The organism is Polynucleobacter rarus (genome assembly GCF_003072505.1).
GTDB lineage: Bacteria > Pseudomonadota > Gammaproteobacteria > Burkholderiales > Burkholderiaceae > Polynucleobacter > Polynucleobacter rarus.
In genome coordinates, this window is the sequence record NZ_NTGB01000001.1 from 691,559 (window position 1) to 704,160 (window position 12,602).

Annotated in this window: 9 protein-coding genes; 4 read left to right on the plus strand and 5 right to left on the minus strand. The window is 40.6% G+C overall.

Features of this window, described 5'->3' with window-relative positions:
* Nucleotides 1-2: 2 nt before the first annotated feature.
* The gene (locus tag AOC35_RS03230) at nt 3-1,565 is read left to right on the plus strand and encodes a DHA2 family efflux MFS transporter permease subunit (protein WP_108645751.1); all 1,563 of its coding nucleotides are present in this window, start codon (nt 3-5) and stop codon (nt 1,563-1,565) included.
* A 35-nt stretch (nt 1,566-1,600) separates the two neighbouring features.
* Here the strand turns inward: AOC35_RS03230 and dnaQ are convergent, their stop codons facing one another.
* The 5 genes from dnaQ to AOC35_RS03255 form a co-directional block, all read right to left on the minus strand.
* A complete protein-coding gene (gene dnaQ / locus AOC35_RS03235) occupies nt 1,601-2,299 on the minus strand; it encodes a DNA polymerase III subunit epsilon (protein WP_108645752.1) in 699 nt (232 codons plus the stop codon).
* Nucleotides 2,300-2,382: 83 nt separating this feature from the next.
* Complete coding sequence (locus AOC35_RS03240) at nt 2,383-5,484, minus strand: efflux RND transporter permease subunit (protein WP_108645753.1); 3,102 nt, start codon at nt 5,482-5,484, stop codon at nt 2,383-2,385.
* Nucleotides 5,485-5,581: 97 nt separating this feature from the next.
* Nucleotides 5,582-6,766, minus strand: a complete 1,185-nt coding sequence (locus AOC35_RS03245) for an efflux RND transporter periplasmic adaptor subunit (protein ID WP_108645754.1) — start codon at nt 6,764-6,766, stop codon at nt 5,582-5,584.
* A gap of 157 nt (nt 6,767-6,923) precedes the next feature.
* Nucleotides 6,924-7,370 carry a ribonuclease HI gene (gene rnhA / locus AOC35_RS03250; protein WP_108645755.1) on the minus strand — a complete coding sequence of 149 codons (447 nt, stop codon included), beginning with the start codon at nt 7,368-7,370 and terminating at the stop codon, nt 6,924-6,926.
* Nucleotides 7,357-8,169: a class I SAM-dependent methyltransferase gene (locus tag AOC35_RS03255; protein WP_108645756.1), complete on the minus strand. Its 813-nt coding sequence runs from the start codon at nt 8,167-8,169 to the stop codon at nt 7,357-7,359. The genes rnhA and AOC35_RS03255 overlap by 14 nt, the downstream gene beginning before the upstream one ends.
* A 98-nt stretch (nt 8,170-8,267) precedes the next feature.
* Between AOC35_RS03255 and gloB the strand changes: the two genes are divergently transcribed.
* Genes gloB through AOC35_RS03270 form a run of 3 tightly spaced genes read left to right on the plus strand, consistent with a single transcriptional unit; the run spans nt 8,268 to nt 12,420 of the window.
* Nucleotides 8,268-9,059 (plus strand): hydroxyacylglutathione hydrolase, encoded by a 792-nt coding sequence (gene gloB / locus AOC35_RS03260; RefSeq protein ID WP_108645757.1) that lies wholly within the window; start codon nt 8,268-8,270, stop codon nt 9,057-9,059.
* The gene (locus AOC35_RS03265) at nt 9,056-10,501 is read left to right on the plus strand and encodes a transglycosylase SLT domain-containing protein (protein WP_108645758.1); all 1,446 of its coding nucleotides are present in this window, start codon (nt 9,056-9,058) and stop codon (nt 10,499-10,501) included. The genes gloB and AOC35_RS03265 overlap by 4 nt, the downstream gene beginning before the upstream one ends.
* A gap of 35 nt (nt 10,502-10,536) precedes the next feature.
* Complete coding sequence (locus AOC35_RS03270; protein ID WP_108645759.1) at nt 10,537-12,420, plus strand: propionate--CoA ligase; 1,884 nt, start codon at nt 10,537-10,539, stop codon at nt 12,418-12,420.
* The last annotated feature ends 182 nt before the right edge of the window (nt 12,421-12,602 follow it).

Below are 12,602 nucleotides of genomic sequence, written 5' to 3' on the forward strand. Positions count from 1 at the left end.
CTATGTCTGCTATTAACCCTCCCTTAACTAAAGGGGGTTCGCCCAACCAAGCGCCATTACATGGCATTAAACTCGTCTTAGCAACGATTGCATTGGGTCTTGGTTCCTTCATGAATGTCTTGGATATTTCGATTGCGAACGTCTCTTTGCCAACGATTGCAGGCGATTTTGCTGTAAGTCCCGCACAAGGCACTTGGGTTATTACTTCTTATGCGGTTAGTGAAGCCATCATGTTACCTCTTACCGGCTGGCTTTCTAGTCGTTTTGGTGAGATTAGGCAATTCATTATTGCAACCTTGCTCTTCACCTTATTTTCGGTGTTATGCGGGCTTGCATGGTCTTTTCCGGTACTTTTAATTGGTCGAATTTTTCAAGGTATTGTCGGTGCTTCGATGATTCCACTGTCTCAAGCATTAATTGTTAAAAGTTTTCCACCTGAAAAACGAGGTATGGCTCTTGGTATCTGGGCCTTAACGACAATTATCGCGCCGGTTTCTGGCCCTTTAATCGGTGGATGGTTAACCGATCATTACTCATGGCGGTGGGTGTTTTATATCAATATCCCCTTTGGTCTGTTATGTACTGGTTTGATTTACTGGCTGATGAAGGGACGCGATAATGTACCTGTCAAAAAACCAATTGATGCGATTGGTTTATTACTTTTGGCAATTGGTATTGGCTGTCTACAAATTATGCTAGATAAAGGCAATGAACTAGATTGGTTTTCATCGAGCTTTATTTCCACAGTGGCCGTCATTTCAGTCATCAGCTTAATTAGTTTTGTGATCTGGGAGTTAGGTGAGGAGCATCCAGTCGTTGATTTATCGCTATTTAAGATACCAAATTTCTTAATTTCTTGTCTTTGCCTATTCATTGGTTCTTTTGCTTTTTATATCTTTGTGGTGATTGGACCTCTGTGGATGCAAACGCAATTAGGATACACTCCAGTCATTGCCGGTATGGTCATGGCCAGTACGGGTCTCTTAGCGATTGTTGCGGGACCATTATTTGGCTCACAATTACCTAAGCTTGGAGCACGTCGAGTTGCTACTTTTGGTTATATTTGCTTTGCTATTTCAGCTATTTGGAGTGGGTCGATGACAACCGATGTTGATTTTCACAACTTACAAACGACCCGTTTGATTATGGGTTTTGGGATTGCTGGATTTTTTGTACCATTAACAGCGATTTCGCTATCGAGACTCAAGGGGCCGCAAATTGCAGCCGGGGCGGGTTTAACCAACTTCTTAAGAAATTTAGGCGGCAGCATTGGAACAGCTCTAGGCGTAACCATTTGGCAAAATGAAGCCATTCGTAATCATGCCGTATTAAGTGAATCGATTCAACCAAGCAACCTTCAATTTATAGAGTTAAGTAATTATCTGACTGGACTTGGATTAGATCAGACGTCTCAATTACAACTTGTTGATCTGTTGGTAACTTCCCAATCCTATATGCTCTCGACAAATCACTTATTAACGATGTCCGGAATTATTATGCTGAGCTTAATTCCAATTATTTGGTTTGCAAAACCTCCATTCGCAGCTGGTGGTGGGGGCCATTGACCACTGGCAGTTTTTTTAAAAAGCCACCTACGCAATTAGATTTGCCAAACGGGCTCTTTTTTAGACTTTTTTTGAATATCTTGTAACAACTCTTGATGTTCACTCAGTTCATTAAGATCAGCTTTGATTACTTTTAAATTTTTGGGAAGTTCGGTCAAAAATTGCATCTGAGAGCTATTCTGTTCGGAATGATCATTCGCATCCATCCCTAAATCATTTTGACCCCGGGTCATACACAAGTAGACTTCCGCTAGTAATTCTGCGTCCAATAGAGCACCGTGGAAGGTCCGGTGATCGTTTCGTACTTCAAACCTTTGACACAGCGCATCTAAATTATTTCGTTTGCCAGGAAACATTTGTTGGGCATCTTTCAGGGTATCAATTACCCCAGAGACCATTGAACTAAAGAGTGGATAGCCGGCTTTGCTAAACTCCATATCTAAAAAGCCCATATCAAAAGAGGCGTTATGAATAATCACTTCAGCATCTTTTGTAAAGCGAATAATTTCTTCGGCTAAATCTTTAAACAGGGGTTTATCACTTAGAAACTCAGCTCGCAAACCATGGATTCGGGCCGCTTCCTCAGGGATATCTCTTTCAGGGTTGATATAGAAATGAAGGGAATTTCCAGTAAGCCTACGATTGAGAAGTTCAATACAACCAATCTCAACAATTCGGTCACCATTTTTGGGGCTTAGACCCGTTGTTTCAGTATCAAGAATAATTTGTCGCATAAGTGGATTTTAGCAAACTATTCTTGGTGAAACCCCAAGGTCACTAACCCTGGGGTAATTCGATCTTTGACTCTATTGAAAGATTAATCCGGCATCATTTCTGGCGGGATATTTAAAGGTCCATCACCGGCAATTTTATCCATATAGATATAAATCACTGGAGTGATATAGAGCGTAATAATTTGAGAGAATACAAGACCACCAACCACAGCAATGCCGAGAGGTTGACGAAGTTCAGCGCCAGCTCCTAGACCAAACGCAATCGGTAGGGCACCCATCATAGCGGCTAGAGTAGTCATTAGAATCGGTCTAAAACGAACCAAACAGGCGAGTTTGATGGCCTGATCAGCAGGTAAGTTTTGGGATCGTTTTGCGTCTAAGGCAAAGTCAATCATCAAAATCGCATTTTTCTTCACAATTCCAATCAGTAACAGAATACCAATCGTAGCAATAATGGTGAGTTCCATGCCAAAGAGCTGTAAGAATACTAGCGCTCCGATTGCAGCTGAGGGTAAGCCAGCTAAAATCGTTAAAGGATGAATGTAACTTTCGTATAACACACCTAAAAGTACATAAATGACTAAAACTGCTGCTATCAATAAGATTGCTTGACCTGACTGACCATCTTTAAAGACTGCTGCGTCACCACCATAACTGGTAATAATTGAAGTAGGTAATTTAATCTCTTTAGTGAAATCTTCTAACTTCTTGGTCGCATTACCTAAAGGAACATCGGGCGCTAAGTTAAAGGAAATCGTCACTGCAGGAATTTGACCTTGGTGGTTCACTGCTATTGGGCCGATAAAGCGTTCAAAGGAGGCAATACCGCTTAGAGGGACCAATTTGTCAGTTGCACGGCCCCGTAAATAAATGGAATTTAAATCAGATTCAAATTGTTTATCTGCCGCGGTCACCTCCAAGATTACCTGATAAGTATTCACTGGGGTGTAAATGGTCGATACTTGTTTTTCACCATAAGCAGAATACAAGGCAGTCCGAATATCCTGCATTGTCACGCCGGCACTAGCAGCTTGCTCGCGATTAATATTGACAAGAACATTTAAACCCTTTAGTTGTGAATCACTTGTTACATCCCTAAAATCAGGATCTGCTTTCATTTTGGCTTGGACTTTTTCGGACCAGTCGTTCACCCCTTCAATCCCGACACTTTGGAGAATGTATTGATATCGACTTTTACTTTGTTTACCGCCAAGTTGTAAGTTTTGAATTGGACGCATGTAGACTAATAGCCCTGGAATTTTTCTGAAGTTCTTCCTCAAGTTTTCCAATACTAAACTCATTTTAGGACGATCACCTTTGGGTTTTAAATTGATGAAGAGTCGGCCAATATTGGTGCCGGTACTTGCACCACCGCCCAATACTGATACAAAGGTATCCACATTGGGGTCATTTAAGACAGAGTTTGCTGCTTGATCTTGAAGGGCTAACATTCCTTCAAAAGAAATATCTTCAGAAGCTTCCGTTGTGATGATAATTTGACCAATATCTTCCTCTGGAAAAAATCCTTTTGGAATCCACATAAACAAAGCGGCTGTGACGGCAAACGTAGCAAAAGCTACACATAGCACAACAAAACGATGTTTCAATGCAATATCTAGAGTTTTTGAATAACCATTAAAAATCGCATTAAAAAGAACTTCAAATTTCCTTACAATCCAAGGATCCTTTGGATGATGACCATGTGCAATATTGGGTAAAAACTTACTACACAACATTGGGACGAGAGTTAATGAGACGACCGCTGAAACCAAGATAGATAAACTCACCACAACAGCAAATTCCCTAAATAGTAAACCGACAGGGCCAGGCATAAAGAAAATTGGGATGAATACAGCCACTAGCGAAATTGAAATCGAAATAATCGTAAAACCAACTTCTTTACTACCTTTTAGGGCAGCCTTCAAGGGATGCATACCCTCCTCAACATATCGGATGATATTTTCTAGCACAACAATCGAGTCATCGACTACCAAGCCAACTGCTAAGGTAATGCCAAGAAGGGATACGTTATCTAAACTATAACCCATAAAATACATCAAGAAAAAAGCCCCTATTAATGAAACAGGTAAGCTCAATGCAGGTATTAATGTGGCAGCAGCTTGTTTTAAAAATAGGAAAATTACAAGGACCACGAGAAGGATAGTTAAACCTAAGGTTAAATTAACATCGTGCAGCGATTCTTTAATGGACCTCGAGCGGTCATTGAGTAAATTGACCTTTAGTGAGGCTGGTAATTGTTTTTCAAATTGTGGAATCATCCCTTTAATAGAATCAACCACTTTTACTGTATTAGCACTAGGCTGTCTGAGGATAGCAATAACAATACTACGTTCATCCTTAAAGCGCCCTAAGCTTTTGATACTCTCAAAGGACTCTGAAACCTCAGCAACATCTTTGAGTCGAATTGGGTTGCCACTTCGTTGGGCGATCATGAGGTTTGCATAATCACTAGCCTTCACCATTTGGGCATTTGCGTAAATCGTTAAAGATTGCCTTGGCCCATCTAAGACCCCAACAGGGGAGTTAGAATTCGCCTTATTAATAGCAATATTAAGATCGTCCAATGTTAGGTTATACTGGGCAAGCTTAGCAGGAATAGCCCGGACTCGAACAGCGTATCTTTTTGATCCATAGACTAAAACTTGGGCAACTCCGTCAATCGTTGACAGATTGGGTGAGATTAGGTTTTCTGCAAAGTCGGTAATTTGTGCCAAATTCATTGAAGGGGATGTCAAGGCCAAGAGCAAAACGGGAGCATCTGCTGGATTGACTTTCCGATATGACGGAGGGATCAACATTTCGATAGGGAGCCTTTTTTGGGCTCTTAACATAGCAGCTTGAACATCAACTGCAGCCTTGTCAATATCTCGATTATTGTTGAACTCAAGAGTAATACTAGTATTAGCTAAATAATTCGTTGAGCTAATGACATTAATACCATCAATGGTTGAAAACTCTTTTTCTAGTGGCAGAGCGACGCTAGAGGCCATATTTTCGGGACTTGCACCAGGTAGATTCGCTGAAACTTGAATCACTGGAGAATTGAAACTAGGTAATGCTGCAACTGGAATCTTCGTATACGCAATTGCACCAGCAACTACAATAGCCAAAGATAACAAAATTGTCATTACCGGACGTCTAATACATAGTTCAGATATGGTCATTTTAGTATTTCACTTTACACAATTTCACATGGCAGAATCTGGTCAAAGATATCTACGTTGGTTATTCAAGTTGAAGAATAAGAATACTCACAAAGCGTTAATTTGATCCTGGAGCTGCTTCTTTGGCTGGCTTTGGCTTGTCTTCCGATTTTCCAAATGCTGATTCAGCGACTTTTGAACCAGGGCGTAGGTTTTGTTTACCTTCAACCACCACCCGAGTACCTTCTTCGATACCTGAAATTGCCGCATTACCATTATTTTGAGCGATGATCTTAATTTTTTTCAATGCAACTTTATTTTCTTCGTCTACAACATAGACTTGGTCACCCATCGTATCAGAGATGATTGCTTGACTTGGAACAACTAATGAATCTTTAATTAATTGTGTTTGCAAAGTGACATTCACAAAACGCCCAGGAGCCAAAGTATTATCTGAATTGTCTATAGTTGCTTTTACCTTCACTGATCCTATGGAAGTATCGATTTGGTTATCAATCACAAATACTTTTCCTTCTTTAACCTGACCACCGCCGATGTCCACCTTCACGCCTAAAGCAGTACTTGATTTTTGTAATTGAACTAGGCTGGCCATATAAGCCTCTGGAATCATGAATTGAACATAAATGGGATTAATTTGCGAGATGGTTACCATTGCGCCCAGAGTGGTTGTACTAGCTGAAGTAGTCGAGGTTGAAACCACATTACCAGGTTGAACAAGTTGACCCACAAACACATTGATCACTCCAGTTTTACCGGTTATTGGCGAACGAATGGTGTCGTAGCTAAGGGCTACCGCTGCGGCGTTGGCAGTCGCTTGGGCAGAATTTGCATTGGCTAGGGCTGTATCAACAGTGGCTTGTGAAATAAAGTTTTGTTTTAGTAATTCAACAGATCTTTGATATTGACGCTGAGCATCTTCCGCTAAGGCTTTCGCTTTTTCATAATTTGCTTTGTCTGCGCGGTCATCAAGCGAAAACAAAATATCTCCCTCTCTGACGTTTTGGCCATCTTTAAAATGTATTTTGGAGATGATGTTAGTCACTTGAGGGCGAATATCCACAATACTAGCTGAAACGACATTACCTGAAGTCTCAATAATGACTGGGAAGTCTTTTTTCTCGGCTTTGACGGAAACAATCGTTTGAGGACCTTGGTTTTGCTTTTTCTCTTCTTTCGGTGCGGAAAAGAAGAAAGTGTAAATTGCGTATCCAAGTACTGCTAAGAGTAACAAAGAAAGCCCAATTTTTTTGATACTAAATGTCGATTTAATTGAGTTATTCATGAATTTTTTGGTTTCTTACGAATGAATTGGGATAAAAACAAAATTAGTTAATTATCTAAAAAAATTGAATAGTTGTTTAACTTATCGTGTCTCGATTTTCTCATAATTTTTTAACAGTTTGGTTATATTTTAAGTTTATTGATTTAATCTAAGTTTTTTAAATCACAGAGCTAGCGCCTTCATTTGCTAACCGATCTGCGATTTCATTTCCTGGATCCCCAGAATGCCCTTTAACCCAATGCCAATGAATGGTATGTTGTTGAATTTCTTGGTCGAGTGCTTGCCAAAGATCGGCATTGAGTAACGGACTTCTATCTGCCTTGCGCCAACCATTCCTTTTCCAGCCAGCCAGCCACTCCGTTACCCCTTTTTGCACATATTTCGAGTCGGTATATAGATTAATTGTGCAAGCGAACTTCAGTGCTTTCAGGGCTTCAATTACCGCATTGAGTTCCATGCGATTGTTGGTCGTAAATTTTTCTCCACCTTTGAGGAATTTTTCATGCTCTCCATACTTTAAGAATGCTCCCCATCCCCCTAAGCCAGGATTACCTTTACAGGCGCCATCGGTGTAAACAATTACAGTTGGATTATTTGTCGTCATTATTTTTGAGTTCGTGCGATTGATTGGTCTGCTGAACTGTTGCTAGTTGGGGTTTTAAAAGTGGGCGTTTGGCTTTAATTTTGCCAACCATCCTAATTGCTGGGTTTCTTTTTATCGCGGAAAGCATAAAGATGGAGCCAAAAAATGGCCACCATCTATCTCCAGCCTTATCTAAAAAAGTAAACTCTTGATTAGCATTACTTTTTTTAGTAGGAAAACCGTAACAACCGAACTTTCCTCGATCAATTGAGTAATTTAATAAATTTAACCAATCTTTAATCCGAAAGTGACTAATAAATCGACCAGATTGGGGTAAAAAGGGTTGATGAAAGATGCGACCGGTGTATTGGCGCAGTCCCCAGAGGCTCATGGGGTTGAACCCAGAAATTACGATCCTTCCCTCCGGTCGTAAAATACGGTGAATTTCCCTCAACGCTTCATGGGGATTTTCACTAAATTCTAGAACATGGGGCAAAGCGATCAAGTCAATGCTTTCATTTGCAAATGGCAAATCATACACGGAGGCTTGGCAAAGAGTGGGAATGTGGGGCAATAATGGGTTTTGGTTACTAGGTTGAGAGTCTAGAAGCATCAACCAGCGATTCGGCATGCGATTTTGCGCCAGACAAGTCAAGCTGGGCAGACCAATTTGGAGTGCATCGAAGCCAAAGGCGTCATCCACAATTTTATTAAATTGCTTTTGCTCCCAGTTCAAGGCATATTGACCTGCAGAGGTCGACAACCATTCATTCCACTCATTTAAAGAGTAATTGGCATTTTCTGGTTCAGTTGATATCATGCTTATGTAGTAACTTGAAGTACTAATTAGTGTAATTCAAGTAGGGTTCCATTTCCAGATTTGATTTCAACCACTAATAATAGACTTAGGATAAAAAATTGCAATTTATTCAACTGCCCGCATTTAATGATAACTATATTTGGCTACTTGAGAAATCAGGGCACGTTTGGGTAGTTGATCCGGGAGATGCCTCCGTAGTTCGTGATTACCTTGAGAACCATTCCCTATACTTGGACGGATTTTTAATTACCCATCATCATCGTGACCATATCGGTGGTATCAATGAGTTAATGGATTGGGCGATTACATCAGGGATGGGAACTCCAATCGTATATGGCCCAAGTCAAGAAGAAATACCTCATAAAACCCAATCGTTTAGCGGGGGGGAGGTGATTGATATTTTGAATGGCGTGCTTTTGCAGGTAATTGACGTAGGTGGTCATACAAAAGGTCATATTGCTTATTATTTAGAGAAAGCAAACCCACCCAGGTTGTTTTGTGGAGATACGCTTTTTGCATCTGGTTGTGGCAGAATTTTTGAGGGAACTGCTAATCAGCTGTTTGATTCATTACAACGATTGGCGATTTTACCCACACAGACTCTGGTTTGTTGCGCCCATGAATACACCTTGTCAAATATTCGCTTTGCTAAAGCGGTAGAACCCAATAACCAAGAATTAATGGAGTGGTCAAATCGTGCTGAATCTCTTCGGCATGAAGAAAAATATACAGTACCAACCACAATCGGTTTAGAGCTTACCGTAAATCCATTTTTGAGATGTCAAGAAGCGTCGGTGATGACAGCCGCATCATCCTATGCTGGTCGTCCTGTCTCAGAACCCAAAGAGGTTTTTTCGGTCATTCGTGGTTGGAAGGATGTTTTTAAGTGATTCGTTGGATTTTTCCGTTGGTAATTCTTGGATTACTTTCAGGATGTGCTACAAATTCAGTGTTGGTAACGGGAGGTGACGGTCCAACTTTAGCGCCTAAACAACCACCTGTTTTAACTCCTCAATTAACTGATAAGGTTGAAAAAAATGAGGTAGTTGCAGCGAAAGATATTTGGGACCGCTTGCGTACTGGTTTTGAAATACCTGATCCAGAGTACGATTTAGTTGAAAAGCATATTCGGTTACTGCAGGCAAATCCAGAGTCAGTTAATCGATTACTAGAAAGATCATCCAGTTACCTTTTTTATATTATTGAAGAAGTTGAAGCAAGAGACTTACCTACTGAACTTGCTTTACTCCCTTTTGTAGAAAGCGCGTTTAACCCCAAAGCGATCTCACCAGCAAAAGCGGCTGGGATGTGGCAATTTATGCCGACTACCGGTAAGAGCTTTAATTTAAAACAAAATATGTTTCTGGATGAACGAGGCGATATTATTAAATCAACTCGCGCAGCTTTAGACTATTTACAGCGACTACATTATCAATTTGATGATTGGCAGTTAGCTCTTGCTGCCTATAACTGGGGGGAGGGCTCAGTTAGCCGAGCAATTAAAAAAAACCAAAATGCTAATCTCCCTACCGATTACTTGAGTCTTTCAATGCCTAATGAAACGAAAAATTACGTCCCAAGGCTCTTGGCTTATAAACGAATTATCGAAAATCCTGAAAAATATGGTTTTAGATTGCCAAGTGTGCCAAATCACCCCTATTTTGTAGAAGTGCCAGTCACGCGCGATATTGATTTAGATAAAGCGATTGAACTTTCAGATATGGCTAAGGATCAGTTTATTGCCCTAAACCCATCCTTTACTAAGCCTGTTATTTTGAAGGAGTTTAATCAATCGATTCTTTTACCTTATGGCAAGGCAGAAATTTATAAAGATAATCTCAGGGCTCATCAAAAGCCGCTATCTTCTTGGACGGCTGTCAAGGTTAATAAAACTGAAACAGTAGAAAAAATTGCTCAGCAGATTCAAGTCTCTCCTGCTGATATTCGCTTGGTCAATAACATCCCCAATGGGATGAAAATTCGAGCAGGATCTAGTTTGTTAATACCTAAAAAAACGGAACATACTGAGGATATAAATGCCGATATTGCTCAAAATGGATCATTGCTCCTAGAAAGAGAGCTAACTGCTGTGCCAGTAAAAATGTACTGTCGAGGGAAAAAGTGTACGGCAACCCCTAGCCGGCTTGCCAACTATCTGCCTAATACCAAGACGGGATTGAACAAAGTAAATAGTTCAGATTCTCCCAAAATCAGCGCTGGAGAGGCAAAAAAAGTAGAAAAAAATCGGCAACAGGCTGCGAAAAAATCAAACAATAAGAAGCAGCAAAGTAAAAACCATTCGACAAAAAAAGAATTAGATAGTAAAAAATAATTATTACAAAAAATTAAAATGTTAGAGGGATAAAAATGTCAAAGTACACTGATTTTTTTCAACAATCTATTCAACAACCGGAGATTTTTTGGGCAGAGCAATCCAAATTAATTGATTGGGATCGACCTTTTGAGAAGGTACTTGACTACCAAAATCCACCATTTGCGAAATGGTTTATTGGCGGCAGAACAAATATTTGTTACAACGCAGTTGATCGACATTTAAAAGAGCGTGCCAATCAAGCCGCTTTAATTACCGTTTCAGTTGAAACACAAACTGAAGTGACTTATACCTATCAAGAGTTGTATGAGGAAGTCAATCGCATGGCCGCCATTATGCAATCCCAAGGAGTTAAAAAAGGGGATCGCGTTTTAATTTATATGCCCATGGTTGCCACAGCATGTTTTGCAATGCTTGCCGCCCTAAGATTGGGAGCGATTCATTCTGTTGTCTTTGGCGGATTTGCTTCTCATAGTTTGGCTGCCCGCATTGAAGATGCAAAACCAACTTTAATTGTTTCGACTGAGGCCGGTTTAAGAGGAGGCAAGGTAATTCCTTATAAACCACTACTCGATGAGGCAATCAATTTATCAAGTCATAAACCAACTAAGGTATTAGTGGTATCGCGTAATTTGTATGATTATGAAAAGGTTACTGGTCGGGATCTTGATTATCATCAACTTCGAGAAACTCATTTGGACGCAAGAGTTCCTTGTACCTGGTTAGAGTCGACAGACCCCTCCTACATCCTTTACACATCTGGAACCACAGGTAAGCCAAAAGGTGTGCAAAGAGATACCGGAGGTTACGCAGTAGCCTTAGCTGCAACCATGCCAGCCATTTTTTGTGCCAAACCTGGTGAAACGATGTTCTGCACATCCGATATTGGTTGGGTAGTTGGTCATGGTTATATTATTTATGCTCCACTGATTAACGGTATGGCGACGATTATGTTTGAGGGAACGCCATTGAGTCCGGATGCTGGTATTTGGTGGAGTTTAGTCGAAAAATATCGTGTCACGACGATGTTTTCTGCGCCGACGGCAATTCGGGTTTTGAAAAAACAAGACCCAAAATATTTAGAAAAATACGATTTATCTTCTTTGAGAAACTTGTTTTTAGCTGGTGAGCCACTTGATGAGCCTACGGCCAACTGGATTACGAGTGCTATTCAAAAGCCTGTGATTGACAATTATTGGCAGACAGAAACAGGTTGGCCTATTTTGGCTTTACAACATGGTGTTGAGGTAATGCCGACCAAATTAGGGTCCCCCGGTCTTCCAGTGTTTGGCTATAACATGAAATTAATCGATGAAAATACCGGTGCAGAACTAGGACCAAATCAAAAGGGCTTATTAGCTATAGAGGGACCTTTACCGCCAGGATGTTTACAAACCCTATGGGGCGACGACGAGCGTTTCGTCAAAACATATTGGCAAACAATTCCTGGAAAAATGCTGTACTCCACTTTCGACTGGGGTATCAAAGATGAAGATGGCTATTACTTCATCTTAGGTAGAACGGATGATGTGATTAATATAGCGGGGCATCGTTTAGGAACAAGGGAGATTGAAGAAAGTATTGCTAGTCACCCAAATGTTGCAGAGGTTGCAGTAGTCGGTATCGCTGATACTCTAAAGGGGCAGGTGGCGATTGCTTTCGCTATTCCCAAAGATGCCACGCAAATTATTGGAATTGAAGATCAAATCATGAAAACAGTTGATCGTCAATTAGGTCCGATTGCCAGACCCGCGCGGGTTATTGTTGTGTCAGCCTTACCGAAAACACGTTCTGGAAAAATTGTTCGTAGAGCATTACAAGCTGTCTTGGAGGGCCGTGATCCGGGAGATTTGAGTACCTTAGAGGACAAGAATGTTCTAATTCAAATTCAGAAGATCATTCAAGAATCCTCTAACTAATCAGAAAGATAAGAGTCAGCTAGAGTTTTGGGGTGGCGATTGATTTACTTGTTATAATAATGACTAGTTCAATTACTTCCATCAAGACCCTAGCGCTTATATAGACTAATCCCCCTAATTAATTACCTTGAAAGTTTTTCTTTGACGGGAGTTGGTTAAATTGCAGCAGGGAACTGGAGAAT

Bases quoted from the DNA above. Each gene is read 5' to 3' on its own strand.
- dnaQ (WP_108645752.1), bottom strand. From the start codon at position 2,299: ATGCGACAAATTATTCTTGATACTGAAACAACGGGTCTAAGCCCCAAA.
- AOC35_RS03270 (WP_108645759.1), top strand. From the start codon at position 10,537: ATGTCAAAGTACACTGATTTTTTTCAACAATCTATTCAACAACCGGAG.
- AOC35_RS03245 (WP_108645754.1), bottom strand. From the start codon at position 6,766: ATGAATAACTCAATTAAATCGACATTTAGTATCAAAAAAATTGGGCTT.
- AOC35_RS03255 (WP_108645756.1), bottom strand. From the start codon at position 8,169: ATGATATCAACTGAACCAGAAAATGCCAATTACTCTTTAAATGAGTGG.
- AOC35_RS03240 (WP_108645753.1), bottom strand. From the start codon at position 5,484: ATGACCATATCTGAACTATGTATTAGACGTCCGGTAATGACAATTTTG.
- rnhA (WP_108645755.1), bottom strand. From the start codon at position 7,370: ATGACGACAAATAATCCAACTGTAATTGTTTACACCGATGGCGCCTGT.
- AOC35_RS03230 (WP_108645751.1), top strand. From the start codon at position 3: ATGTCTGCTATTAACCCTCCCTTAACTAAAGGGGGTTCGCCCAACCAA.